Source organism: Streptomyces sp. NPDC034670 (genome assembly GCF_055574875.1).
Genome location: NZ_JBVITR010000002.1, coordinates 142,294 through 167,608 on the forward strand (window position 1 = coordinate 142,294; position 25,315 = coordinate 167,608).

Annotated in this window: 23 protein-coding genes and 3 pseudogenes; 15 read left to right on the forward strand and 11 right to left on the reverse strand. The window is 69.6% G+C overall.

The genetic code is table 11. The features are described 5' to 3' along the window. Positions 1–64 precede the first annotated feature (64 nt). Positions 65–1,807 (forward strand): VanW family protein, encoded by a 1,743-nt coding sequence (locus tag ACZ56B_RS02130; RefSeq protein ID WP_468785270.1) that lies wholly within the window; start codon positions 65–67, stop codon positions 1,805–1,807. Between the two features lie 450 nt (positions 1,808–2,257). Here ACZ56B_RS02130 and ACZ56B_RS02135 read toward each other — a convergent pair whose 3' ends face one another. Further along, positions 2,258–2,545, reverse strand: a complete 288-nt coding sequence (locus ACZ56B_RS02135) for a DUF1876 domain-containing protein (RefSeq protein ID WP_468785272.1) — start codon at positions 2,543–2,545, stop codon at positions 2,258–2,260. Between the two features lie 462 nt (positions 2,546–3,007). Here ACZ56B_RS02135 and ACZ56B_RS02140 point away from each other — a divergent pair, with 462 nt between their 5' ends. Both ACZ56B_RS02140 and ACZ56B_RS02145 read left to right on the forward strand, forming a co-directional pair. Further along, positions 3,008–3,286, forward strand: a complete 279-nt coding sequence (locus ACZ56B_RS02140; protein WP_468785274.1) for a heavy-metal-associated domain-containing protein — start codon at positions 3,008–3,010, stop codon at positions 3,284–3,286. Between the two features lie 85 nt (positions 3,287–3,371). Further along, entirely contained in the window at positions 3,372–5,639 is a 2,268-nt protein-coding gene (locus tag ACZ56B_RS02145) for a heavy metal translocating P-type ATPase (protein WP_468785276.1), read from the forward strand. Between the two features lie 61 nt (positions 5,640–5,700). On the opposite strand, the pseudogene ACZ56B_RS02150 reads toward ACZ56B_RS02145, so the two are convergent. Continuing rightward, positions 5,701–5,865, reverse strand: a pseudogene (locus tag ACZ56B_RS02150) (pirin family protein); the annotation flags it as partial. A 143-nt stretch (positions 5,866–6,008) separates the two neighbouring features. On the opposite strand from ACZ56B_RS02150, the gene ACZ56B_RS02155 reads away from it, so the two are divergent. Both ACZ56B_RS02155 and ACZ56B_RS02160 read left to right on the forward strand, forming a co-directional pair. Beyond that, the gene (locus ACZ56B_RS02155) at positions 6,009–6,332 is read left to right on the forward strand and encodes a hypothetical protein (protein ID WP_468785278.1); all 324 of its coding nucleotides are present in this window, start codon (positions 6,009–6,011) and stop codon (positions 6,330–6,332) included. A 45-nt stretch (positions 6,333–6,377) separates the two neighbouring features. Beyond that, a pseudogene (locus ACZ56B_RS02160) lies at positions 6,378–6,932 on the forward strand (transposase); the annotation flags it as partial. Positions 6,933–7,026: 94 nt separating this feature from the next. Here ACZ56B_RS02160 and ACZ56B_RS02165 read toward each other — a convergent pair. Continuing rightward, positions 7,027–7,377: a hypothetical protein gene (locus ACZ56B_RS02165; protein ID WP_468785280.1), complete on the reverse strand. Its 351-nt coding sequence runs from the start codon at positions 7,375–7,377 to the stop codon at positions 7,027–7,029. A 617-nt stretch (positions 7,378–7,994) separates the two neighbouring features. Beyond that, positions 7,995–8,126 carry a hypothetical protein gene (locus tag ACZ56B_RS02170; protein WP_468785282.1) on the reverse strand — a complete coding sequence of 44 codons (132 nt, stop codon included), beginning with the start codon at positions 8,124–8,126 and terminating at the stop codon, positions 7,995–7,997. Between the two features lie 40 nt (positions 8,127–8,166). Here ACZ56B_RS02170 and ACZ56B_RS02175 point away from each other — a divergent pair, with 40 nt between their 5' ends. The 6 genes from ACZ56B_RS02175 (at position 8,167) to ACZ56B_RS02200 (ending at position 12,979) form a co-directional block, all read left to right on the forward strand. After that, a complete protein-coding gene (locus tag ACZ56B_RS02175) occupies positions 8,167–8,367 on the forward strand; it encodes a hypothetical protein (protein WP_468785284.1) in 201 nt (66 codons plus the stop codon). 93 nt (positions 8,368–8,460) lie between these two features. Continuing rightward, positions 8,461–8,628: a hypothetical protein gene (locus ACZ56B_RS02180; protein WP_468785286.1), complete on the forward strand. Its 168-nt coding sequence runs from the start codon at positions 8,461–8,463 to the stop codon at positions 8,626–8,628. Positions 8,629–9,637: 1,009 nt separating this feature from the next. Beyond that, positions 9,638–10,645 (forward strand): alpha/beta fold hydrolase, encoded by a 1,008-nt coding sequence (locus ACZ56B_RS02185; protein WP_468785288.1) that lies wholly within the window; start codon positions 9,638–9,640, stop codon positions 10,643–10,645. Further along, positions 10,642–11,226, forward strand: coding sequence for a hypothetical protein (locus tag ACZ56B_RS02190; RefSeq protein WP_468785290.1), 585 nt, complete (start codon positions 10,642–10,644; stop codon positions 11,224–11,226). Before ACZ56B_RS02185 ends, ACZ56B_RS02190 begins: the two co-directional genes overlap by 4 nt. Continuing rightward, positions 11,223–11,990 (forward strand): class I SAM-dependent DNA methyltransferase, encoded by a 768-nt coding sequence (locus ACZ56B_RS02195; RefSeq protein ID WP_468785292.1) that lies wholly within the window; start codon positions 11,223–11,225, stop codon positions 11,988–11,990. Before ACZ56B_RS02190 ends, ACZ56B_RS02195 begins: the two co-directional genes overlap by 4 nt. 467 nt (positions 11,991–12,457) lie before the next feature. Next, positions 12,458–12,979 carry a phytoene desaturase family protein gene (locus ACZ56B_RS02200; RefSeq protein ID WP_468785294.1) on the forward strand — a complete coding sequence of 174 codons (522 nt, stop codon included), beginning with the start codon at positions 12,458–12,460 and terminating at the stop codon, positions 12,977–12,979. 28 nt (positions 12,980–13,007) lie between these two features. Here ACZ56B_RS02200 and ACZ56B_RS02205 read toward each other — a convergent pair whose 3' ends face one another. The 4 genes and pseudogenes from ACZ56B_RS02205 to ACZ56B_RS02220 all read right to left on the reverse strand — a co-directional run bounded on the left by ACZ56B_RS02205 (position 13,008) and on the right by ACZ56B_RS02220 (position 18,892). Continuing rightward, positions 13,008–13,577 carry a DinB family protein gene (locus tag ACZ56B_RS02205; RefSeq protein WP_468785296.1) on the reverse strand — a complete coding sequence of 190 codons (570 nt, stop codon included), beginning with the start codon at positions 13,575–13,577 and terminating at the stop codon, positions 13,008–13,010. Between the two features lie 45 nt (positions 13,578–13,622). Further along, complete coding sequence (locus tag ACZ56B_RS02210; RefSeq protein ID WP_468785298.1) at positions 13,623–14,744, reverse strand: IS630 family transposase; 1,122 nt, start codon at positions 14,742–14,744, stop codon at positions 13,623–13,625. Between the two features lie 1,416 nt (positions 14,745–16,160). Then, positions 16,161–16,760 (reverse strand): annotated as a pseudogene (locus ACZ56B_RS02215) (transposase); the annotation flags it as partial. A gap of 1,166 nt (positions 16,761–17,926) precedes the next feature. After that, on the reverse strand, positions 17,927–18,892 hold the full coding sequence (locus ACZ56B_RS02220; protein WP_468785300.1) for a pirin family protein: 966 nt from the start codon (positions 18,890–18,892) through the stop codon (positions 17,927–17,929). A gap of 229 nt (positions 18,893–19,121) precedes the next feature. On the opposite strand from ACZ56B_RS02220, the gene ACZ56B_RS02225 reads away from it, so the two are divergent. After that, positions 19,122–19,469, forward strand: a complete 348-nt coding sequence (locus ACZ56B_RS02225; protein ID WP_468785302.1) for a tetratricopeptide repeat protein — start codon at positions 19,122–19,124, stop codon at positions 19,467–19,469. An 89-nt stretch (positions 19,470–19,558) separates the two neighbouring features. Here the strand turns inward: ACZ56B_RS02225 and ACZ56B_RS02230 are convergent, their stop codons facing one another. Beyond that, the gene (locus tag ACZ56B_RS02230; protein WP_468785304.1) at positions 19,559–20,971 is read right to left on the reverse strand and encodes a PepSY-associated TM helix domain-containing protein; all 1,413 of its coding nucleotides are present in this window, start codon (positions 20,969–20,971) and stop codon (positions 19,559–19,561) included. Positions 20,972–21,113: 142 nt separating this feature from the next. Between ACZ56B_RS02230 and ACZ56B_RS02235 the strand changes: the two genes are divergently transcribed. Both ACZ56B_RS02235 and trxA read left to right on the forward strand, forming a co-directional pair. Next, complete coding sequence (locus ACZ56B_RS02235) at positions 21,114–21,758, forward strand: peptide deformylase (RefSeq protein WP_468785306.1); 645 nt, start codon at positions 21,114–21,116, stop codon at positions 21,756–21,758. A 292-nt stretch (positions 21,759–22,050) separates the two neighbouring features. Continuing rightward, the gene (gene trxA / locus ACZ56B_RS02240) at positions 22,051–22,446 is read left to right on the forward strand and encodes a thioredoxin (protein ID WP_468785308.1); all 396 of its coding nucleotides are present in this window, start codon (positions 22,051–22,053) and stop codon (positions 22,444–22,446) included. 143 nt (positions 22,447–22,589) lie between these two features. Here the strand turns inward: trxA and ACZ56B_RS02245 are convergent, their stop codons facing one another. Together ACZ56B_RS02245 and ACZ56B_RS02250 are read right to left on the reverse strand one after the other, a co-directional pair. Beyond that, positions 22,590–23,627, reverse strand: a complete 1,038-nt coding sequence (locus ACZ56B_RS02245) for a LacI family DNA-binding transcriptional regulator (RefSeq protein ID WP_468785310.1) — start codon at positions 23,625–23,627, stop codon at positions 22,590–22,592. A gap of 119 nt (positions 23,628–23,746) precedes the next feature. Beyond that, positions 23,747–24,409: a TetR/AcrR family transcriptional regulator gene (locus ACZ56B_RS02250; RefSeq protein WP_468785312.1), complete on the reverse strand. Its 663-nt coding sequence runs from the start codon at positions 24,407–24,409 to the stop codon at positions 23,747–23,749. A gap of 116 nt (positions 24,410–24,525) precedes the next feature. Between ACZ56B_RS02250 and ACZ56B_RS02255 the strand changes: the two genes are divergently transcribed. Then, a complete protein-coding gene (locus ACZ56B_RS02255; protein WP_468785314.1) occupies positions 24,526–25,089 on the forward strand; it encodes an NAD(P)H-dependent oxidoreductase in 564 nt (187 codons plus the stop codon). Positions 25,090–25,315 lie beyond the last annotated feature (226 nt).

Here is a 25,315-nt window from a genome sequence, read left to right on the forward strand (position 1 = left end):
TCGCTGTTCTCGCACACAGTGCCGTGGCATCGGGTGCACGTTACATCGATCGTTCAGGAGACCCATGCGCCCCCGATCACCTTCCGCCCCCCGCATAGCCCCTCTCCGGCCCGTCGCCCTGGCGGGCGGTGCGCTGGCCGTCGGTGTCGGCGGCCTGTACCTCGCCGGGCTGCTGCTCACCGGCGGTGAGATCGAGGCGGGTACGACGGTGCGCGGCGTGGACATCGGGGGCCTGACCCGCGAGGAGGCCGCCCGGAAGCTGGAGCGGGACCTGCCGGCGACCGGACCGCGGAAGCTGGCCGTGAAGGTCGGCGACCGCACGGGCGCGGTCGACCCGCGGCAGGCGGGGCTCTCCTTCGACATCCGGGAGACCCTCGACCGGGCGGCGTCCACCGGCACCGATCCGGTCGGTGTGATCGGCGGGCTGTTCCGCTCGGGCGGTGACGTCGAGCCGGTCGTACGGGTCGACGGGGACAAGGCCCGTACCACCCTCGGGGAGCTGGCGAAGACGCTCGACCAGAAGGTCCGCGACGGTGCCGTCTCCTTCGAGGACGGCCGGGTCGAGCAGACCGCCCCGCGCACCGGGTACGCCCTGGACGTGGACGCCGCGATCGGCGCCCTGCGCGCCCCCTTCCTGCGCGGCGCGGCGGACTCGGTCACGGTGCTGCCCGCGCGCCGGACCGAGCCGAAGGTCACGGCGGAAGAGGTGCGGCGGGCGGTGCGCGCGTTCGCGCAGCCGGCGATGTCGGCCCCGGTCACGCTCACCGCGGGCGGCAAGCGGTTCACGCTCTCCCCGGCCGTGCTGGGTGAGCACTTGGCGATGCGGCCGGACGACGCCGGCCGGCTCGCACCGGAACTCGACAGCAAGGGCCTGCGCGCCGCGCCCGCGGTGGCCGGCGCCCTGAACGACCTGCCCGCCACCCCCCGGAACGCCCGGTTGGGGCTCGAGGGCGACAAGGCGGTGGTGACCGCCGACGCCAGGCCCGGCGTGGAGGTCACCGACAAAGCCCTGGGCAAGGCCGTCCTGCCCCTGCTCACCAGGTCGGGCGCCGCCCGCACCGGCGAGGTGGACGCGCGGCGGATCCAGCCGGAGGTGACCCGTGAGAACGCGGCGCGCCTGGGACTGACGGAGAAGATGTCCTCCTTCACCGTCACCTTCGAACCGGCCGCCTACCGCACCACGAACGTCGGCCGGGCCGTGGAGCTCATCAACGGCTCCGTCGTCATGCCGAACGAGACCTGGAGCTTCAACCGGACCGTCGGCGAGCGCACCGAGGCCAACGGCTTCGTCGACGGCGTCATGATCTTCGACGACCAGTACACCAAGGCGCCCGGCGGCGGTGTCTCCGCCGTGGCCACCACGGTCTTCAACGCGATGTTCTTCGCCGGGGTCAAGCCCGTCGAGTACGGCGCCCACTCCTTCTACATCGAGCGCTACCCCGAGGGCCGCGAGGCGACGGTCGCCTGGGGCAGCCTGGACCTGAGGTTCACCAACGACTCCGGCAAGGCGATCTACATCCAGGCCGAGTCCACCGACACGTCGGTGACCGTCAGCTTCCTCGGTACGAAGAAGTACGACGAGATCACGTCGGTCAAGGGACCGCGCACCGACGTGCGGCAGCCGGCGAAGAAGGTGAGCACCGACGAGCGGTGCGTGCCGCAGACCCCGCTCGAGGGCTTCGACGTCACCGTGGAACGGATCTTCCGCGACGGCGGCCGGGAAGTGAAGCGGGAGCCGTTCCGCACGCACTACACCCCGCGTGACGAGGTCACCTGCGAAGAAGCACCGGTCGAGCGCCGGCCCTGAGGACGCGCCTGCCGTCGGAGTGACGGCGACGAGCCGCCGTGCCGCGGCCCCGACGGCAGGTCCCCGCACCGGCCGGCGCGCGGGCGGCGCCCCGCCGGCTCGTCCGGCGTGACAGCGCCCCGGGCCTCCCCCGCCCGGACTCCTGCACCGGCAGGCCGCGGCGCGCCTTCCCGCTCCCGCTCCCGGTCTTCGGCACGCGCACCGTCGCGCGCCTTGAGGACTCCGCTCGTGGGATCCGCACCGCTGTGCGCGGTGGCGGAGCCGCGTGTGCGGTGGCCGCACCGCCCCGTGCGGCGGGCGTGCCCGCGGACCACCCGGTGCGTTCCTGCTCCTCGGTCCCACCGGCGGAGATCCGTCCGGCTCGTGCGGGGCCGCCGGGGGCCCGTCCCCGCCGTGCCGTACGGGAGGTGCCGCGAACGGCCCTCCCCGACCCGCTGCGCCAGTCGTCAGTCACACGGGCCAGCCGGCGGCCGGCCGGGGGTCCGGTCCGGCCGCGCCCGTGCCCTCGATGGCGCGTTCGGCGATTGCCACCAACTGCCGGCCGAGGTCCTGCATCGCCCTGCCCGCCGCCAGTTCGTCACCGATCTCCGGCACGTCCGTGTCCGCCGGATTGCGGTGCGCGACTCCGTGGCCGGTGAGTTCCGCGGTGCCGGTGTCCAGCACCGCGCGTGCCTTCGTGGTTCCGTCGTCGTCCTCGAAGAGTTGGAGCCGAACCCTCCACTCCGCCGTGTGCGGCATCGCCTTCCTCCTCACCTCGACACCGTCCTCACCCTTGTGGTCCGGACACGGCCCGCCGGAGGGCCGGGAATCCTGCGGAAGCCGCCGTCGTCCGTTCCTCGACGCGGTGCCGGGCGCGGTCGGTGAGGGCTCCCCGCCGCGTGGTGGCCGCTCGTCGGCGGGACCGGTCACGTCGGCACGGCCGGGGCGGCGGGACACCTGCTTCCGCCCGGCCGCCGCCGTCCTCGCCGGCGAGGGCTCCACGACCGGTCGCCCGTCGCACTCCACCATCTTGTGGGCGGAGCCCGGGTACGGCGCGTCGGCCGGGCCCCCGACGCGCGTGCGGTCCGCGCCTCCACCGTCGCCACCAGCGGCCGAAGAGCCGGAGACATTTGCCAAACATACGGGTGGGGGGTATACCTAAGGGGCGCCACAGGTACCCCCCGGGGGTACCCAAGTGTCCCTCTCCTCCAGGAGGCGTCCATGTCCTGCTGCTCCCCCGACGGCAACTGCTCCACCGGCCCCGCCACGGCCCGGATCACCGAAGGCACCACCACCGTCTACGACGTCTCCGGAATGACATGCGGGCACTGCGAGGCCACGCTCACCCGGGAGATCGGTGCCCTGGACGGCGTCCTGACGGTGGACGTCGACCTCGAGGCCGGCCGGGTCGCCGTGACCACCTCCGGCGAGCCCGACGACGCGCTGCTGGCGGAGGTCGTCGGCGACGCCGGCTACGGACTCACCGGCCGCGCGGCCTGAAGGCTCCGCCTGCCTGCCGGGCCGCTCCGCGAGCCCGGCCCCCTTCTCCCCTTACTTTCTCGCACACCCACTCCGAGGAGCAGTGATGGCCACCACGGTCCCTGACACAGCCGAGGTCGAACTCGCCATCGGCGGTATGACCTGTGCCTCGTGCGCGGCCCGGATCGAGAAGAAACTGAACCGGATGGAGGGGGTCACCGCCACGGTCAACTACGCCACCGAGAAGGCGCGGGTCACCCTCGACGCGGACGTCGCCGTCGCGGACCTGATCACCGCCGTGGAGGCCGCCGGCTACACCGCCCGCGCGCCCCGGCCGGAACCCGTGCCCGGCGCGACCGGCTCCGGGGACGGCGGGCCGGACCCGGAGACGGCCGGTGACGCGCTGCGGCCGCTCCGGCAGCGGCTGGTCACGGCCGTGGTGCTGGCCGTTCCCGTCATCGCGATGGCCATGGTCCCGGCCTGGCAGTTCGAGTACTGGCAGTGGCTGTCGCTGACCCTGGCGGCGCCCGTGGTGACGTACGCCGCCTGGCCCTTCCACAAGGCCGCGCTCACCAACGCGCGGCACGGCGCGGCCACCATGGACACCCTGGTCTCGGTCGGCACCTCGGCGGCGTTCCTGTGGTCGCTGTGGGCGCTGTTCCTCGGCACCGCCGGCACCCCCGGCATGACCCACCCCTTCGAGTTCACGATCGCCCGCAGTGACGGCGCCGGGAACATCTACCTCGAGGCGGCCGCCGGTGTGACCGCCTTCATCCTGGCCGGCCGTTACTTCGAGGCCCGCGCCAAGCGCAAGGCCGGCGCCGCCCTGCGCGCCCTGCTCCGGCTGGGCGCGAAGGACGTCACCGTGCTGCGCGGCGGGCGGGAAGAGCAGATCCCCGTCGGCGAGCTGAAGGCCGGCGACCGCTTCCTGGTCCGGCCGGGCGAGAAGATCGCCACCGACGGCACGGTCGTCGAGGGCACCTCGGCCGTCGACGCCTCGATGCTCACCGGCGAGTCCGTACCCGTCGAGGTCGGCGTCGGGGACGCGGTCACCGGGGCGACCGTGAACGCCGGCGGGCGTCTGGTGGTGGAGGCCACCCGGGTCGGCGCCGACACCCAACTCGCCCGCATGGCCAAGCTGGTCGAGGACGCGCAGAACGGCAAGGCCGCCGCCCAGCGGCTCGCCGACAAGATCTCCGGCGTCTTCGTCCCCGCCGTCATCGCCCTGGCCCTGGGCACGCTCGGGTTCTGGCTGGGCAACGGCGCGGGGCTGACGGCCGCGTTCACCGCGGCCGTCGCCGTGCTGATCATCGCCTGCCCGTGCGCCCTGGGGCTCGCCACGCCCACCGCGCTGATGGTCGGCACCGGGCGCGGCGCGCAGCTCGGCATCCTGATCAAGGGCCCGGAGGTGCTGGAGTCCACCCGCCGCGTCGACACCGTCGTCCTGGACAAGACCGGCACCGTCACCACCGGGCGGATGACCCTGCTCGCCGTGCACACCGCCGACGGCACCCCGGAGAGGGACGTCCTGCGCCTGGCGGGCGCGTTGGAGCACGCCTCCGAGCACCCCGTCGCCCGGGCGGTGGCCGCGGGCGCCGCCGACCGGGTCGGCGCCCTGCCGGCCCCGGAGGACTTCGCCAACGTCCCCGGCCTCGGTGTGCGGGGTGTGGTCGAGGGCCACGCGGTACTGGTGGGCCGGACCGAGCTGCTCGCCGAGTGGGCCGTGGAACTGCCGGCCGGCCTGACGCGTGCCAAGACGGACGCCGAGTCCGCGGGCCGCACCGCGATCGCGGTCGCCTGGGACGGCGAGGCCCGGGCGGTCCTGGAGGTCGCCGACGCGGTCAAGGACACCAGCGCCGAGGCCGTCGCCCGCCTCAAGGCCCTGGGGCTGACGCCGATCCTGCTGACCGGCGACAACAGGGCCGTCGCCGAGGCGGTGGCCGCGGAAGTCGGTATCGACGAGGTGATCGCCGAGGTCATGCCGCAGGACAAGGTCGACACCGTCAGGCGCCTGCAGGACGAGGGACGCAGCGTGGCCATGGTCGGCGACGGCGTCAACGACGCCGCCGCGCTGGCCCGGGCCGACCTGGGGCTGGCGATGGGCACCGGCACCGACGCCGCCATCGAGGCCGGCGATCTCACCCTCGTCCGCGGGGACCTGCGCGCCGCCGCCGACGCCATCCGCCTGGCCCGCAGGACGCTGGGCACCATCAGGTCCAACCTGTTCTGGGCCTTCGCCTACAACGTCGCCGCCCTTCCGCTCGCCGCGGCCGGACTGCTCAACCCGATGATCGCCGGAGCCGCCATGGCGTTCTCCTCCGTCTTCGTCGTCGGCAACTCCCTCCGGCTGCGCGGTTTCAGGGCCGCCGCCTGACGCCCGCCCGCGCCGGCCGGACGAGGGGCGGACCACCGGGGTGAGCAGGCGTTCGCGCGGCTCAGCGAGCCCTTCCTCGCGGTTTCAGGGGCGTCGCCGGCAGCTCGGGGGCCGGCAGCGGGTCCCCGTCGTACCCCTTCACCTCGCCGAACCGCGTGCCTTCCATCCAGTCCTCACGGGCCTGCTCGACCTCCTCCTGGGTGCGGCCGATCCAGTTCCAGAACATAGCGAACCCTGCGCGCATCAGAGCAGGTCAGCGGCGTTCTGGACCGCCGACGGTCAGCAAACTGTCAGCATCGGTACCGGAGGCGTCAGCAGCCGTGAGTGCCACGGCCCTGGTTCGTGGGACGGGGTCGTTCTTCAGGGAGTGTGAGCATCCGCGATCGCGGTGGTCGAAGTGCCCTCACCCGCAGGATCCGGTATCGGTCTGCGGCCGGGAAGCAGGTGAAGGAGTCCGGGTTTGCGACTCAGGACAGGTCGATTGCGCATCTGGCGGAGGTCTACAACGCGAAGAAGGCGGCGCCGCGGGGGCAGGCGAGGGCTGAGCGCATCGCGAAGTACGGGGCGACACGGTTCGAGGAGTACGCCGCCCAGTGGAAGGCCAGGCAGCGGGGCCTGGGGCCGGCGTCGGTGGTACATCTGGAGTCGCTGCTCGATATCCACCTGCTGCCGCTGCTAGAGGTCGTCCCGTAACCGCTGGTCAGAGGTGGGAGGTCTTGCCGTGGCTGGTGTGATCATGGCTCTGAAAAGTCGGCCGCCGACCGGACCGTCGACCACCTCGGACCGGCTCCTGCGCTCCAGCCCCGGCGGCGGTTCCGCAAGAACACCGTGCTCATCGTGGCCGGCACCCTGGTGCCCACCCGCGACCGGACCGTGGCCGCCTCCAGCAAGAACTACCGCTCCCCCACCAACCACCAGGTCGTCATCGACGCCGACCCCCGCCTCGTCGTCGCCCTCGGCAGGCCCCTGCCCGGCAACCGCAACGACTGCCGGGCCTGGGAAGACTCCGGCGCCAAGGCCGCCGTCGGCACCACCCCCACGGTGATCGCCGACGGCGGCTACCGGGGCACCGGCCCGACCGTCCCGCACTACCGCCGGCACCAGGACGAGGCACTGCCGACCTGGAGGGAGGAGCACAACGCCTTCCACCGCAAGGTCCGCGCCCGCGTCGAGCACGCCTTCGCCCGCATGAAGAACTGGAAGATCCTGCGCGACTGTTGCCTCAGAGGCGACGGCGCCCACCACGCCATGCTCGGCATCGCCCGCCTGCACAACCTCATCCTCACCGGATGACGAGCAAACGGGCAGGTCAACCGGTATGTCACAGGGTATTTACGGGACACCGTCCAACAATTCAGGCCATGAAGGTGCAACATCCGCCCGTGCGTCACAAGTCTGACCTTTGGCTACGAAGTCTTCGCGTCGTCAACTGGATGACGACGAGCACCGCCAACGGTAGACCAAACATCATCTGGCGCCAGTTCGGGTCATTTTCCCCGGTGACCATGATGATGGCCATCGGAATAGCAACCAATACCCAAACGATGTACAGAAGGTAGGCAGGGCCCAAAATTCGAACGCCGGAAGGACCTCTACCGGGTTCGTCAAGAACCTGTCCCACAGCCGGAAGGTGTAGAACACCCGCTCCTGCCAGGGCGACCGTTACCCGGGCAGGATAGTCCCAATTACAGGCCAGGAACATCATGCCGACGAAACCAGCAAGGAGCACCAGCAGCAAAAGGAGTGAAGCTAATCGGCCTACGGACATCTAGTCTCCCCCAGTTTGGGCCAAGTCTCGGTGACGGCCTCTTCAACAGTGGGTGACGAGGCTAACGGATCCAGCCCTTCGGAGGTCCTGCACAGGTGGCGGTAGGTGATCGGGCAGGTGGCCAGACCGAGAAACGCTTCGTGGGTGCTGGCGCGTCCTTCCCAGCGGCAGCGGAAGCCGCGCGGTTAGGAGAAGACCCGTTCGGCAAGCCGGAGGTAGGTGCCCGGGCCGGCGGCGTGTCATCACTTCGTCCTGCGTGATCATGACGGCCTGGCACAGGCTCCAGGAGGCTACTGACCCTTGTGCCTGACCGCGGATACCGGACCACGCCACAGGCAGTTCTGCCCGCGTACCTGTAAGGCACAGGAACCGAAATATCGGACTACTCAGACCGACCATGCACTAACGCACGCATCCTCCAGGCTTCAAGACCCCCGCTCCAGCCCTGCCTTACCGTTTTCAGCCATCTCTCCAGAAGTTCCGACTAGTCCGTGGGGAAGGGGGGCGGGCTGACCTGCGGGGTCTTACAGAGAGGAGCTACAAAAAGGTCGTCAAGGGGCACGTCCGGTAGCACTTTGTGAATCAGGTCACAGATGGTGATCGTTGCCCGAGGTAACGTCCACGGCGTCAAAGGGATCCCACAGGTGGACCAAAAAGCCGTCTCGTTCCGTGACGATCCCATCAGCACTGAAGCGGATATAAGGCAGCAGCTTGACCATCAGCGAGGTCCCTCCGTCGGCACTACTGAAGGAGTAAAGAATGTCTCCAGTTCTGGAGATGGTGAACTCTTCCGAGGAACTTCAGTCCCTCTCTATGCACATCAGCGAGGGGATCCAGGGAGATCGGGAGCCGGGTATGTGGATCGGCGATGCAGTCAACGTGGCAACAGGTCTGATCTCAGGAAATGTGGGAGCAGCTCTGGGCACAGCCGTAGCCGCCACGCAGGCGGCGGTCAGCTAAGCATTCTGACTACGGGCTGCGGATGCAGACCTCCCATCGGGCCGGCTCGTCACCGAGTCGGTACAACAAACTGCGACTCCATGGAGAAGTGAAATGAACGTTCTCACATCGATCGTGAACGAGGACCAGCGGCTCGACGAGATCGAGCTCGATGCCGGCCAGGCCGAGCTGCTCACCAACTGCACGACTCCGGTGCTCTCGACGCCCGCGGTCCTGACCGCCGCTGTGGCTACGTCCCAGGTCGTCAACGCGATCTGGTAAACGCTGCCTCTTCCGCGTGGCCAGTGACCTCCTAGTCAGGTCACGCAGGCAGCGAAGGGCCGTGTCGGCGCTCCAGTCGATGCGCGGGCACGGCCCGTTTGCGCACTTATCCTTTCAGCAAGGAGATAAAAAAGTTGAAGACGAGGATCCGTTCTCTCGTGCATAAAGCTCTTGCCGCACCCACCATTGGCCGAGATCGCGCCCTCACCACTATGGAACAGGTCAGTGCTGTAACTCACCTCATCGGCAGTCTAGAGAACTTAGCAGCGGGACGAGACCGAGAGGCTGGCGGGGTGAATCACTGGGAGGTGGTGCGCAAGAACTATGCCATGCGCCCCCCGATAGTCCGAGAGATACTCGATAAGATTGGCGACCCGCGTTGCGTCCGTCTTATGCATGCATGTCGCGCTGTCGCATCAGCCTCTTTGATTTTCCCAGCTACGCCAAGGCGCCTCCGGGCGACGGCGAATGGCGTTCTGACGCTGACCTCAATAATGAACTACATAACGCAGCCTTACGGTACGGACGGAACCGATCAACTCAGTTTCCAGGTTCAGGCTACCTGCGCTGTTGCGAGACTTACAGACAAGCCTCGCCTCATAGACGCCTGTCTGTGGTACGTGGCCATACAGGCCACGATGTCCTACGCAATAGCAGGGTATGCCAAACTACCCAGTCACCTGTGGCGCTCAGGTGACGCGTTGCCAGGCATCCTGAGAACCGAGTCTTACGGCGACCGGCGCATCTATGAGATAGCACAGCGGCATCCTACTGCGGCGAAAGTTACGGCTCACTCAGTACTGGCTCTGGAATGCGTTTTTCCGGTCATATTCTTCGCGCGAGGCAGGCTTGCACCGCTCGTGCTCTCCTCGATGGGCGCTTTTCATTTGGTCAACGCACGTGTAATGGGCCTCAACAGATTCGTATGGGCCTTCACCTCCACTTATCCCGCAGTACTGTATGCGGTCCAGCGTCGCACTAACTCGTCCAATCAAGCTTGAGGTGCTTCATGACCGGGCGACACAATGCAGTGCCCCGCACAGCGGCTAGGCTGATCGCCGGCGCAGCCTTAATCGGAGCCGTTTCCCAAGTGATGCGCCGACGTCGCGTGCTGCGCGGTCGCGGAGACGAGTCGCTGTTCGAAACTCGCCGTAGGAATATCCTCGCCTACCGTTTTACGGAACCTGTAGAGCCGACGCGAGCGAACGTCCCTGTACTGGTCTTCGAGTCTGCCATGGTGTCGACAGCCGAACACTGGTGCTGGGTTCAGCGGTCACTTGAACGGGAATATCCGACTCTTACCTACAGCCGTGCTGGCTATGGCCGCAGTCAGTTCCGCAGTAACGAGCCGTTCACTCTGCGGCAAGCAGTGCTCGACCTTGAAGACCTAGTGCACCACGTCTGCGGATACCGCCAAGTGGTCCTCGTCGGCCACTCGTTAGGGGGGTACCTGGCCCTGTGCGCAGCGAATTCCATGCGTAACGTCACGGCCGGGATGGTGCTTATTGATCCTAGCCACCCTGGTGAACTTTTGCGCTCTCCAGCTCAGGCAAAGGGCGCGGAACAGATCACATTCAATCTCGCTCTGATGCCCCAGTCAACGCACCTAGGACTTGGCGGCCTACTGCCTAAGCCACCCTGGGTGCGCCTGCTGCCCCCGGAGCTACAGAGATTGAGCCTGGATCAGTATCGTGATGGCCGAATGTGGTCGGCAGCTTCGCGGGAATGGCATGCGACTCGGAAAGAGTTCCTTGGTGATGGCAAACTTCCGGGAATTGACGTACCGGTGCGTCTCATAGCTGCAGATCGAACGCATCTGACGGACAAGACAGCAGCCGAGCTTCATCAGGAGATCGTCGCTTCCGCACCTCAAGGAGACATGAAGGTCATCGAGCGGGCAAAGCACGATGACATCCTGCTCAGTGAACCGATGGCCCTCCAGACGTCTGATCTGATCAGGGATTTTGTTCACCAACTGGACCAAGTCGGCGATGCGACGGAGGAAGTGACGCGATGAAGCGGCTCCCAGTCATACGGCGGTCGTCCCCGAGCATCTCGGACATACTCGTCGGCGCCGCCGAGACAGCTTTCGCCAGTTGGCTGGTCGTGACGTTTCTCAGTCAACATCCGAATCGCGTATTCGACCGCCTCCGGTCATTTGATCCTGTCGGGATCCTGCTCCCCAACTGGCGCTTCTTTGCTCCCTTCCCGGCGCGGCACGACTACCACGTCCTGTACCGCACACTGTCCGCGACCGGTGCGCAGTCGGATTGGAAGATGGCGTCATCCATAACCCCGCGAGCCTGGAAGCACGCCGTCTGGTTCCCTAAGCGCCGTGAAGAGAAGGCAATCTTCGACCTCTGCGTGAGTCTGGACGCCGCGGGAAGTCTGAAAGATCCGACGTCCTCGCCGGCTTACCAACTGCTCCGTGACTTCGTCGCACGCAGCATCAGGGAGCGAGATGAATCATGGCCGGAACTGAGTGGATATCAGTTTCTGCTCGTACAGTTCAGCGGCTACGAAACCTCGGAGTCTCCAGAGTACATTTTCGCCTCGCCGCTCATTCACATACCAGAGATGAAAGCGAGTGGAAGGTGAAATTTTCCGCTGGTTCGAGTTACGGCCAGCAGTTCGCCGACTTTTACGACGAACTGTTCCCTAAAAACGCTGACGCCGACCAAACGGCGGCCGTTTTAGCGGATCTCGTTGATCGCAGTGAAACGGCCCTGGAACTCGGCGTTGGAACTGGCCGCATCGCAATCCCACTCTCTCAGCGGATCGGCCACGTGGTAGGGGTCGATTCGTCACCAGAAATGCTCAAGCTGCTCCAGTGTGACACGCAGCGCACTGGTGCTCAGATCACCGCGGTGACAGGTGACTTGCGCACCTACACCGATAGTCGGCAGTACCCCTTGGTCTACGCAGTATGCGGCACCCTGTCCATGGTGATCGAGCCAGATGATCAAAGGAGAGCGGTACACCACGCAGCCGACTGTATCGCTCCGGGTGGCTGTCTCGTTATCGAAACACACAACCCGTCAGGGGTACTCGCCATGACCGGCGGACTGCCGCACTTCACTTCCCTTGTTCCATACCCCGCCCCGGGCACGGGCCTCCTGACCACTTGGACCATCGACAAGGCCACCTCCATTTGGCGAGCCTCTCACCTGTGGATCAACAATGATCGAATCAGGCTGGCCTCAGAAACCAGTCGCCTGACCACCCCGGAAGAGCTCAACAACTACGCGTCGGAGGCCGGACTGAAGCAGGAGCGTCTGACCTCCGACTGGCGCGGCCGCCCGTACTCGGCCGACGCCCCGATGTACGTGGCGATCTTCCGCAAGCCGGCGTTCGCCCAGTGACTGGGCTGGCGGCTGACAAAGACGCATCCATCTCAGATGCCTTCGAAGGGACGTCACGTGGCCAAGGTCAACGCCTCTCCGATCCGGGTCTTGCCGGCCGACGGGGACGAAGTCTCAGGACAGCTCGATCCCAGTCGCTCTCTCTGACATCCGACATACAGATCGTGGCTGAGGCAAGCTCCGCACCGGAAACCCTGAGCATGACACTGCTGCACCGTCCGGATGTCGCGGTCATCTCGTGCTCACGGGTGGGCAGCGAGCCGTTGACGCTTGCCGGTGAGCTGCGCTCCCAGATCCCCAGTTGCAAGCTCGTCCTCCTGAACGCGGCGAACGGCGTCCCCCTTGCTTCCGCACTCGCCATCGGGGCACGTTCGGTTCTGCCGAGGATTCCACTGGCCACACCCTCAGCAAGGCCATCCGCACAGTCCATGCAGGAGGCCGCTACGTCGACCAGGAGTCAGTAGCCGATGCACTTACACAGGACGAGGACTCACCGACGGCTTGACCGCGGATCAGCCAGCGCACGAACTGATGCAGCCATCATCGGTACCGGACCGAACGGGCTCGCCGCTGGCATCACGCTCGCCCGGGCTGGCCTCCGGGTCGAGCTTTACGAGGCATTTGACACCATCGGTGGAGGGCTTCGGACACAATCGCTGTTCGATACGGATGTACTCCATGACATTTGTTCTGCTGTCCATCCGATGGCTGCGGCTTCCCAGTTCTTCCGGAACTTCAACCTTCCGGCACGCGGAGTCGCGCTTCTCCGCCCTGAAATCAGTTACGCCCATCCCCTGACCCCGAACTGGTCGGGCGTGGCTTACCACGATCTGGAAAAGACATGCGCCCGCCTGGGCTCGGAAGGTCGGCGCTGGCGCGATCTCATGCAACCGCTGCTGGAGCACAGCGAGGGAATCGTCGACTTCGTCCTCTCAGGACAACGAAGCTGGCCCCGCGACCCGGCCGCGCTGCCCCCCCTAGTGCTCTGACCGCATAGGTTCACCGAGTTGAGTGCGCTCAGTCGGGCCGTGCCGCCTTCCACGTCCACGACGTCCGGCGGGGCAGACCATCCAGGTCCCCTCGTCCGGTGCACCACAGCAACACTGGGACGGGCTCGCCGGGCGGGGCGTCGGGGAACAGTCGGTCGAGCACGGCCGCGCATAGCGGTGTCGGCGGCAGCCAGTCCACGCCCAATCCGCGGGTGATGTCGTGGGTGTGCAGCAGGATCTCGGCGACGCCCATCGCCGCGAATCCCGTTGGGTCGCACGGGCCCCAGTGCCAGGCCCGCAGGGACGGGTCGGCGGTGGCCAGCGCGCTGCCGAGCAGTCCGCCGCAGGCGGCGGCCACCTGCAGCGCCTCGGCAGGCGAGGCGGTGGGGCGCACGCGCAAATCGAAGAGGAGGTAGGCGTCGGCCGGGCGCGCGGCGAGCTGGCCTGCGTAGGCCAGCAGGTCGTGGCCGATGTGTGAGGCCGTCTGCCAGCAGCTCCACTCCAGCGGGCCGGCCGGCACTGTCCAGTCCTCGTCCGTGCGAGGCCTCAGTACCTCCAGCATCTGCGCCACGGCGGCCTGAACGTCTTGGTGGTCCATGCGGTGCTCCTCGCAAGGCACGTTGTAATGGGCTGTGCTGTTCGTTCAGGCCGCGGCGGTGATGGGCCTGCCGCCCCAGCGGATGCCTTTCTCGCTTCGGATGCGGGCGCGTTCCTTGCGCTGGGCAGCGAGGACGTCGGGGTGGCGGGCGTTCTTGTTGCGCCAGCGCAGGTAGGCGTGCAGGGCGCGGGTCTGGACGGTGTGGTTGGGGTGGTGGGAGTTGGCGACGGTGAACTGCCGCAGTGGTCCGAAGTGGGCTTCGATCGGATTGGCCCAGGACGCGTAGGTCGGCGTGAAGCACAGCTCGACCCGGTTCTTCTTCGCCCAGCGCCGGATCGTCTGGCCTTTGTGGGCGGAGAGGTTGTCCAGGATGACGTAGATCGGGGCGCCGTCCGGACGGGCCGCGCGGATCGACCTCAGCGCGGCCAGGGTGTTCGCGGCGCCCTTCTTGCGCCGGTTGACGCCCCACAGGGTGTCGTCGCCGACCGAGTAGCAGCCGTGGAAGTAGCGCACTCCGTGGGTGCGGCGGTAGGTCGCGGGGTGACGCTCGGGGTGACCGGCAGGTGCCCACGACGAACCAGGGTTGGGGCGGATACCGAGCGGGCCGAACTCGTCGAACGCGAACACGCGGTCCGGGAAGCGGTCCAGGACCTCCTCTATGCGGTCGAGCTTGGTGTCGCGGTCCGGGTCGGGTGACTCTTTCCAGGTCTTGGAGCGCTGGAAGGTGATGCCGCGGCGCGCGAGCAGGCACCGTAACGCCTCGCGGCTGATCCGGATCATGTGGCCGGGCACGCGGCGCAAGTAGGCGGCGAGTTTACGGATGGACCAGCGGGTGAAGGGCTGGCCGAGCTTGGTCGGGCGGGTGGTGGCCGTCGCCACGACGAAGTCCTCGTCGTCATCACTGAGCAGGCGGGGACGGCCTCCCGCCCACCGAGGGTCCAGACAGGCCAGGCCGATCTCGTTGAACCGGTGGATCACGTCCCGGACAGTGTCCTCGTCGGCCTGCACCAGCTTCGCGATCACCGGCACCCGGTTCCCGCCGGCCGAGGCCAGCAGCATCATCGCGCGCCGGTACCGCACCGAACTGGTACTGCCCCGGCGCACGATCTGCTGCAGCTTCTGACCCTCCTGGTCGGTCAACCTGCGCACACGGACAGGCTCAGCCACCACACCCCCAGCGATCGGATCGGACGTCACTGCACATCCAACCGCCCGGAACACCGACCCGGCGAACCTATGCGGTCAGAGCACTAGCACTCCAGACTCTGCTGCACGGTATTCGACTCGCGCCCTTCCGCAACCGCAATGGTGAAGCAGCTTCACTCCTCGCTGGCGTAGCAGCCCACGCGATGGGCAAACTACCCAGTCTTGCCGCCGGTGCGGTCACCCTTCTCCTCGGCCACCTTGCGCATGGACCCGGCTGGCCTCTCCCGCGAGGCGGGAGCCGCCGCATAGCCGAAGCTATGGCTGACGACATCACAGCGCACGGCGGTACCTTCACGACCGGCCACAGAATCACTGACCTGCAGGAGGTCTGCCACGCACGTCTGGTATTCCTCGACACCAGCACCACCGGCCTCGTAAATATCGCAGGTTCGCAGCTACCTCGCTCTTATATCCGCCAACTCACTCGCTTCCGTCACGGCTCCGGTGCTGCAAAGGTTGACTTCCTCGTATCCGAGCCCATCCCGTGGAGTGACCCCGAATTAGGAAAGGCTGGAACAGTCCACCTCGGGGGTCCCCGTCGCGAAGTCCTCCGACGAGAAACCCTCATGGCCCGAGGGGTGCAGACGGAACTTCCCTTCGTGCTGCTGGTCGATCCAGCAGTCACTGACCCGAGCCGCGGCAAACAGGGTAAACGGCCTATCTGGGCGTACGCCCATGTGCCTCACGGAGATCGGAGAGACCCCATTCCTCTGGTGCGTGCTCACATCGAGCAGTACGCTCCCGGTTTCTCTGACACCATCCTGGAGGAACGCGGAATCCCAGCTTCGCAGATGGAAGAGCACAACCCCAATTACGTTGGGGGCGACATCGCAATGGGCGCCATGACCTTCACACAGGCGATATTCCGGCCGACACCGAGCATCGATCCCTACAAAACCCCGCTGCCTGGCGTATACCTGTGCTCCGCAGCTACCCCCCCAGGGCCCAGCGTTCACGGCATGTCCGGTCACCTTGCCGCGTTGTCCGCCCTGCGCCGCGAGCATGGCGTCCACACCTCACCTAACCTCGGGCCACGACAGCCCGGCTTCAAACCGAGGTAGACGTTGGCCCTGATCTCCACTGGTTTCCCCCTCGACCAGTCAACCTCGTTCCACAGCCGCTTCAACCGGGCCCTCGCGCCTTCGACGCGGGAGGCGATCCGTGCAGGTGCAGCTCCGCCACGGCTTGAAGACCGGCGTCGACCTCCGGCACGTCAACCGGAGAGACGAGCGCGTGCAGCTCCTCCACCCACGCCCAGCCCAGATCGCCGAGTACGGTCCGGGCTTCTTCCCGCTCCCAGCCACTTCGCGCCACTGGACCATGACGGCTTTGCATCTGAGATCGTGGTGTCGGCGGTGATGGAGCTCAATCGCTTGCCTACATGGCGTGGTGGACGCCGTCGCCTCTGAGGCAACAGTCGCGCAGGATCTTCCAGTTCTTCATGCGGGCGAAGGCGTGCTCGACGCGGGCGCGGACCTTGCGGTGGAAGGCGTTGTGCTCCTCCCTCCAGGTCGGCAGTGCCTCGTCCTGGTGCCGGCGGTAGTGCGGGATGGTCGGGCCGGTGCCCCGGTAGCCGCCGTCGGCGATCACCGTGGGGGTGGTGCCGACGGCGGCCTTGGCGCCGGAGTCTTCCCAGGCCCGGCAGTCGTTGCGGTTGCCGGGCAGGGGCCTGCCGAGGGCGACGACGAGGCGGGGGTCGGCGTCGATGACGACCTGGTGGTTGGTGGGGGAGCGGTAGTTCTTGCTGGAGGCGGCCACGGTCCGGTCGCGGGTGGGCACCAGGGTGCCGGCCACGATGAGCACGGTGTTCTTGCGGAACCGCCGCCGGGGCTGGAGCGCAGGAGCCGGTCCGAGGTGGTCGACGGTCCGGTCGGCGGCCGACTTTTCAGACGCCGAACAGCGGGCGAGCTGGCGCAGCGTGAGGTGGGTGCGCCAGTACGCGGCCACCAGCAGCACCCGGTCCTCCGACGGCAGCGACAAGGAGGCAACGAAAACTGCCTTTGCGACGAGCTCGTGCAACGCGAAACCGTCGTTTGTGCAGATCAGGGCGCCGACCCGGCTGAGCGTTGCCAATGTGTTGCCGTGCAACGTCGGCAACGCGGTGAGGCGCAAGAGACAACATCTTTCCTGAGCCCAACAGCATGAAGGCGACGCCCACCTGGGCCTGTTCCTGGAGGGCCCGCTCGCGGTGCTCGCGGCTCGTGGTGGAGCACAGGACGTGTAGGCGACATTTCGCGGGTTCGTCCTGGCTGTCAGCTCCCGTTGCCGCAGGTCAACCCGGCAGACGGGAGCGATGGAGCCGCATAGACCATGATGGGACTTCGGGATTCCTGAAGAACCATCATGATTCCTGCACGGACGCACAAGCCGAGGGCGACGAGGTGCCCAGTCAGGTCCCATGCCGAGGAACCGAGGGGCACGGCGAACTCGCGGGATGTCGCACGGGCAGGTGCCGATAGGCGAGTCCGGCGCCACGATCGACTTCCCGATCCAGGCGGGCCTCTGGTACGCGTGCGAGCGCTGTCACCGCTACATCAGGGACACCGGCTGGGCGGCGCTCGCTATGGTCATGGGCTGCCCGGGAGGCCACGCTGGGAGCCCTTCATGGCAGGCGTTCCGGGTGGCGCGGAAGAAGGGCTCCGGCTACGCCTGGCCGCTCGTCGGCTCCAAGACGCCGGGCGTGTACACGGCTGCCGCGAATGCCTGGCGGGAGACAGTAGCCGAGCATGACGGCCAGGCAAGGGCGGCCTGCACTCGGTACAACCGGTCACGTCATCCTGCCCGTGGCGTGAGTCATGACGATCATCAGGACGACAGGGCAAGTGCCGAGTTCACGCACGGGCACCGGCCCAGCCGCCCGCCGGGTCGACACTCGTCCGGCCGCCACCAAGTCCGCAAAGGCCACCGCGCGCGAGGAAGCTGCGAAAAAGGTGCCTCATTTACAGCTGACGACCCGTCAGCGACGTCAGCATCAGGTCAGCAAGAGTCCTGCCACAACTGCTCACAGACGGCCACACTGTGGAATCGTCCGCCATCCCGGCTCCGGTCCGCACTCCGCTCAGCTGTCCTCCCGCGAGAGGGCGGACAGCGGGAGGCAGCGTCCGACCGCCACCCGCTCACCAGCCACCAGGCATTACCGCAGTTCAGCGCACCCTTCCTCGCGGTTTCAGGGGTGTCACCGGCAGCTCGGGGGCCGGCAGCGGGTCCCCGTCGTACCCCTTCACCTCGCCGAACCGCGTGCCTTCCATCCAGTCCTCACGGGCCTGCTCGACCTCCTCCTGGGTGCGGCCGATCCAGTTCCAGAACATGATCAGTTCCTCCGCGAACGGCTCGCCGCCCAGGAGCATCAGGCCGGCGTCCGACTCGGCCCGCAACGGGAGTTCGGAGCGGCCGCAGCCGAGGTAGAGCATCGAACCGGGGAGGACCGGTACGCCGTCGACGTGGGCCTCGCCGGACATGGAGAGCACCGCGTACTCGAAGTCCGGTTCCAGCGGCAGGCGGACGTCCGCGCCGCGCGTCAGGGCGAGGTCGGCGCCGACGATCGGGGTGTACGCCGTCCCGGGCGAGGTGGCGCCGTCGAGGTCGCCGAGGATCAGCGTGGCCCGGACGCCCGGTGCGGTGACGACCGGCAGGTCGGCGTGGTGCTCGAAGCGCGGCTCGGTGTGGCGGTGGCCGTCGGGGAGCGCGACCCACAGCTGGGCGCCGTGCAGGAAGCGGGCGTGCGAGCGGGGGCTCTCCTCGGAGTGGCTGATCGCCCGGCCGGAGGTCATCAGGCCCAGCTCGCGCGGGCGGATCGTCTGGAGGCTGCCCGTGGAGTCGCGGTGCAGCACCTCCCCCTCGTGCAGCCAGCTCACCGTCTGCAGCCCCATGTGCGGGTGCGGCGGCACCTGCATGCCGGGCTCGTCGGCGATGTCGTCGGGACCGTAGTGGTCGACGAAGCACCAGGCGCCGACCATGCGGCGGCCCAGGTTGGGCAGCAGGCGCCGGACCTCGCTGGACTCGCCGAGCCTGACGTGCCGAGGGCTGAGGAGTTCCCGTACGGGCTCCGCCACGACGAAGCCCCGGCCGCCGCACGGGGAGGGAACCGCCTCGCGCTCAAGATTGCTCATGCCGGACAACCTAGCCCCGCGGGGCACCCCGCGTCAGTCCGTCGCCACGCCCGTGACGGCGGTGGCGGGCGCCGGCGGGGGAGGTCCGGGCGCGCCCGGGCGTTCGCGCACGGCCCGACGCCCCCGCCCGGCGCACGTCCCGGCCGTCCGGCGGACCGCGCGAGCGGTGCGGCCGAGGAGTGGAATAGGCGGCCGCCCGGGTCCGTTGTCGGCCACGAAGGAGGTACGAGTGGACACCACGTACTACGACCACGGGACACCGGCCGAGCGCTGGGAGCGGGCCGGGATGTTCTTCGACGCCAGGGACTACGCCGCCGCGGCACGTGTCCTGGACGGGCTGGTCGAGGAGGTGCCGGAGCAGACCGGGCCGCGGCTGCTGCTGGCGCGTGCCTACTACCACTCGGCTCAACTGCGTCGTGCGGAAGCGGAGTTGCGCACCATCGTGGAGCGCGACCCGGTGGAGCACTACGCCCGGCTGATGCTCGGCCGCACGCTCGAACGGCAGGGACGCCACGAGGAGGCCCGGTCGCACCTGCGCATCGCCTCCGCGCTGGCGGGAGAGTTCGACGAGGGCTGACGGGGACCGGCGGGGCCGGGGCCCCGTCGTCGGCGCGGCCGGTGCCCGGTCCCCTCGGGGACCGGGCACCGGCGTGACCGCGGCGCGCGCTACGCCGCCGTCGTCGTTCCGCCCTCGCGGGTCCGCCGCCCGCGCCGGTGCGCGATCTCCCCGAGCACGATGTCGACGGCGAGGAACGCCGCCAGGGGGATGCCGAGCAGCGGCACGAAGTAGCCCAGCACGGCGATCACCGCCAGCAGCGGGACGAGGACGTGCGGCGGCACCTGCTGCCACGCCCCCCGCGGCACCGGCCGGCCGAAGGCGGAGCCGCGGCCGCGCTGCCACCACATGCGGTAGCCCCACAGGATCAGCAGGATCAGGGCGAGGGCGAGGGCCATCAGCGCGAGCTGGTTCACCAGGCCGAACAGGCTGCCGGTGTGCAGGTCGATGCCCCAGCGGGTGAGTTTCGCGAGCACCGGGTAGTCCGCGAACCGCAGGACGTCGGTGACCTCGCCGGTGGCCGGATCGACGGCCACCGAGTCCTGCTTCTCGGGCCAGCTGCGCTGGATCTGCTGCACGACGTAGGCGGAGGTCCCGTCGGCGGGCGGGACGATCTCCACGGGGTCGCCCAGACCCTCGGCCCGCGCCGCCGCGAGGACCTCGTCCAGGCCGGCTCCGTGGGCCGCGTCGCCCGTCGCGGCGCCGGCCGTGCCGTGGCCCGCGTGTTCGCCGCCCGCCGCCCGCGACACCGACGGGGTCTCCTGGCCGAGCGCGGCGCGCAGGTCGCCGATGCTCGCGCCGGCGTGGGCGGACCAGGTCAGGCCGGTCGCCGAGAGGAAGACGAAGCCGGCCGCGGCCCAGACGCCGACGCCGCCGTGCAGGCCGAGGGTGCGGCGCCGTCCCGTGGTGCCGCGCACCGTGCGCAGGGCGCGGCGCCGGGAGAACCACAGCGCCGCTCCGCCGCCCGCGATCACCCACAGCCAGCTGGCCGCGAACTCGCTGTAGAGGCGGCCGGTCTCGCCCAGGTGCAGATCGCGGTGGAACTCGTCGATCCAGGTGCGCAGGGGAAGCGCGCCGCTGGAGCCGTACTGTTCCAGCGCTCCGCGCACCGTCGCGGTGTACGGGTCGACGAAGACGGCGAGCGTGTGGCCCGGGTCCACGCCCGGTACGCCGGACAGCAGCACCCTGGTGGTGGCGTCCGCCGCGGGCGAGGGGCGCACGGCGGCGACCGTGCCCTCGGGGTGGGCCTCGCGGGCGGCGGCCACCTGGGCGGAGACCGGCAGTTTGCGGTCGCCGACGGGAACGGTCAGCTCGTGGTCGTAGACGATCTTCTCCGCCTGGAAGGAGGCGGCGTACAGCAGGCCGGTGAGGGCGGCGACGAGCAGGAACGGGGCCACCAGCAGGCCCGCGTAGAAGTGCAGGCGCAGGACCAGGGGCCGCAGGGTGGCCCAGGTGCTCCTGGTGGGTGCGGGGGCGGGGGGTCGGGGGGCCTCGTCCGTGCTGGTCGAGGGAGCGGTGGTCATCGGTCGGCTTCTCCCGGGAGCGTCTCGGCGCGGTGGTGGTGCAGTAGTCGGGACGGCGACGCGCCGGGTTCCCGGGAAGGCGGTGTGACCTGCGTCACTCCCGGGGCTGGGGTGCGCGGTGGCGGCGTGGCATCCTGGCGCGATGGGAATCCCGGACGATCACGCCCCCCTGGCCGAGCGGGTCGAGGAACTCCTCGCCGCGGACGGGCCGTTGCCCATCGTCGCGGCCGGTGATCCGGTGCTGCGGCGCGGCGCCGAGCCCTTCGACGGCCAGCTGGAGCCCGCGCTGCTGGCCCGGTTCGTCGAGGCGCTGCGCGCCACGATGCACGCGGCGCCGGGGGTCGGGCTGGCCGCGCCGCAGGTCGGGGTGGGCCTGCGGATCGCGGTGATCGAGGATCCGGCGCCGGTTCCGCAGGAGGTGCGGCGGGCGCGCGGGAGGGTGCCGCAGCCGTTCCGGGTGCTGGTGAACCCGTCGTACGAGCCGGTCGGAGCGGGGCGGGCCGCCTTCTTCGAGGGGTGTCTGAGCGTGCCGGGGTACCAGGCGGTGGTGGCGCGGCCCGCCGAGGTGCGGCTGACCGGCCAGGACGAGCACGGGCGGGCCCTGGACGAGGTGTTCACCGGGTGGCCCGCGCGGATCGTCCAGCACGAGACCGATCACCTCGACGGCGTCCTGTACCTCGACCGTGCCGAGCCGCGCTCGCTGTCGTCCCGGCAGGCGGTGGTGGAGCGCTGGTCCCAGCCGACGGCCGAGCGGGCCGCGCGGGCACTGGGCTTCGAGCTGCCCTGAGGGCGGCCCGGGGGCGCCCCGCCCCCGGCGCGTCCCACCGGGCGGGTGGGCCCGGGCGTCCCGGCGCGCCTTTGGCAGCCGCAGCGGACCTCGTCGGCCGTCGGAGGCCGTCGGGGACGGCGGGACCGCGCGCCGGGGGCGGGGCGCACGCTCGCGCCGGTCGTGTTTCCGCAGGACGTCGGCCTGGTGGAGGGTGTGCGCGGTGCCCCCATGGGTAGGGGCGCGGAATACGTGACCGGCCGGCCGTGTTGTGCCGACGGCTCGACCCGACACCAGGAAGAGGGAACACGCCATGAGCAGCACCGTGGAGCTCACCAAGGAGAACTTCGACCAGACGGTCACGGACAACGAGTTCGTCCTGATCGACTTCTGGGCGGCCTGGTGCGGCCCGTGCCGTCAGTTCGCACCGGTGTACGAGAAGGCGGCCGAGGAGAACCCCGACCTGGTGTTCGGCAAGGTGGACACCGAGGCGCAGCCGGAGCTGGCCGCGGCCTTCGGCATCCAGTCGATCCCGACGCTGATGATCGTCCGCGACCAGGTCGCCGTGTTCGCCCAGCCGGGCGCCCTGCCCGAGGCCGCCCTGACGGACGTCATCGGGCAGGCCCGCAGGCTGGACATGGACGAGGTCCGCAAGCAGATCGCCGAGCAGCAGGCGCAGCAGGGTCAGGCCTCCGACCGGGGCGAGTGATCCCGCGCCGCCCCCGGACCCGGGGGCGGCGGCAGCCGGTCCCCGGAGCGGGGAGCGGGCCGTGCCGGACGGGCGCCGGTCCCCGGTGAGGGTGCGGTCCGGTGGAGGGGCCGGCCGCGGGTGCCGCCCGCCGCCCTCCCCCGTCAGCTGGACTCGCGGCGCACCACCGACGCCCCCAGCGCCTTGTGCGCCTCGGGCGCGGCGGCCGGGTCGCGCACCGCGCGGTCGACCAGTCCGGCGAGTTCACGGCCCGACGGCAGTTCGAGGTGGACGGTGCTCAGCCGGGGCCGCAGCAGCCGGCCCAGCATCAGGTTGTCGGCACCGATCACGGCGGTCTCCTCCGGAATGCGGACGCCCTCGTCCTGGAGGGCGCGCATCAGGAGCATCGCGTACTCGTCGTTGTAGGTGAACACGGCGTCGAGGCCGAGGTCGCGCCAGCGGGCGGCGAGCCGCGCGGCGGCGCCCTCGTCGTGGGCGAGGGGCAGCTCGGTGACCGTGGCGCCCGTGCCGCGCAGCGCCTCGCGCACCCCGGCCAGGCGGGGCGCGGAGAACGCCTCCAGGCCGGGCTCCCGCGGGACGACGACGCCGATCCGGCGCCGGCCCCGGTCGAAGAGGTGGGCGCCCGCGCTGTGACCGACGACGTCGTGGTCCATGAGCAGGGCGTGCGCGCCCTCGACGGGCTCGGGGCCTAGGGTGACGACGGCCCGCGCCCCCGAACGTCTGAGCACCTCGACGCCCCGCGGACCGAGCCCGGAACCGGGCACCAGGACCGCCACCGGCCGCAGCTCGGCCCAGGCCCGGGCGGCCTCGTCGTCCTGCGGGCCGGCGGTGCCGTACTGCACGACCGTGTAGTCGAGGCGGCCGAGCGCCTCCTGGAGGCCGGTGATGAACCGGCTGTAGAGCGGGCCCACGGGGAAGGCCGGCGCGGGCATCAGCACCATGCGGCTGTGTCCGGCGCGCAGGCTGCGGGCCGCCGCGTGCGGTACGTACCCGAGTTCCTTCGCGGCCTCGCGGACCCGGCGCCGGGTGGGCTCGCTGATCCGGACGGCGCCGACGTCGTTCAGGACGTAGGAGACGGTTGCGCGCGAGACGCCGGCCAGGCGGGCCACATCGGCGCTCGTGGGGACGGAGCGCATCGGTGCGGGGGACGCGGGCGAGGGCGTTTTCGATATCTGCACCATGACGTACCGCATCCTTGCAGAAGGGGCAACGGCACTGTCGGCCGGGTGAGTTGAGGGTCCCGGCGGCACCCCTCGCCCCGGCCCCCGGTGTCCGCCGGGCCGGCCTGGGGCGCCGGGGGTCAGCCGGCGGGCGCCGCGCCCGTCACCCGGTCGACCAGGTCCACCCACGCCGCCTCCAGCCGCTCCGGCGGCATGCCGCACTGCCGGGTCAGGTGGTGGATCAGAGGCGGGTCGAGCTGGGCCAGCAGGGTGTGGGCGAGGATCTCGCAGTCCGCGCCCGGCACCGCCTCGCGCAGCAGCAGGGTGACGTGGTGGCGCAGCACGTTGCGGGGCGGGGTGGTGAAGCGGCGGCCGGGCTCCGGTTCGGCCGCCAGTTGCAGCTCCAGCTCGTCGGTGCTCCGGCGGAGCAGGGCGAGGCCGAAGGCCCGCAGCCGCTCCACGGGGGGCGCCCCCGGCCCCAGGGGCGGGGGCCCGGCGAGGAAGGCGGCCTGGAACTTCTTCTCGGAGTGGTCGAGCAGCGCCGTGAGCAGGCCGGTGCGGTCGCCGAAGCGGCGGAAGACCGTCCCCTTGCCCACCCGGGCCGCGGACGCCACCGCCTCCATGGTGACGCCGTCCGCGCCCCGCTCGGCGACGAGCCGCGCGGCCGCCTCCAGCAGCCGGGCCCGGTTGCGCGCGGCGTCGGCACGCAGGCAGGGCTCGTCGACGTCGATGCCGAGCTGCGGCAACTCTCGCGGCTCGACGGGCTCCTGGGGCGTCGGGGTGGACGACGGCACTGCGGACATGAAGCCAGCGTAAAGCATCGGGAAGAAACTGGACCACGGTCCGGTTAGACTGCTACAACAGAAGCGGACCTCGGTCCGGATCGTTGACGTCGTCTCCCCCTCCTTGGAGTTTCCTCATGTCCGTTCGCATCCTCGCCCTCGTCGGCAGCCTCCGCGCCGGTTCGCACAACCGCCAGCTCGCCGAGGTCGCGGCCCGGCTCGCCCCGGAGGGCTCCGAGGTGGTGCTCCACGAGGGGCTCGCGGAGATCCCCTTCTACAACGAGGACATCGACGTCGAGGGCGGCGTCCCGGCCGCCGCCGCCCGGCTGCGCGAGGCCGCCGCCGGCGCCGACGCGCTGCTGCTCTTCACGCCCGAGTACAACGGCACGATGCCGGCCGTCCTGAAGAACGCCATCGACTGGCTGTCCCGCCCCTTCGGCGCCGGCGCCATCGGGGGCAAGCCGGTCGCCGTGATCGGCACCGCCTTCGGCCAGTACGGCGGCGTCTGGGCGCAGGACGAGGCCCGCAAGGCCGTGGGCATCGCCGGCGGCAAGGTGATCGAGGACCTCAAGCTCTCCATCCCGGGCTCCGTGACCCGTTTCGCCGAGCTCCACCCGGCCGACGACACCGAGGTCGTCGCGCAGCTGACCGAGGTCATCGCCCGTCTGCACGGCCACGCCGGGGCGCAGGCCGCGGCCTGACCACGGCCGTCCCGCCCGGGGCCCGAGGGGGCCGGAGCCACCGCGGCTCCGGCCCCCTCGTCGTGCGCGTGCCCCTTCCCGCCGCCGCGCGCGTGCCCCGCCGTGCGGGGGGAAGGGCCCGACCGGGCGGGTGCCGCCTCGGCGGCACCCCCCCCGTCCCCCCCCCCCGCGCGGTCGTCCCCGTGGATTGGTGCGCCCAAACAAGTCAGGGGCAAACCCCTTCCGT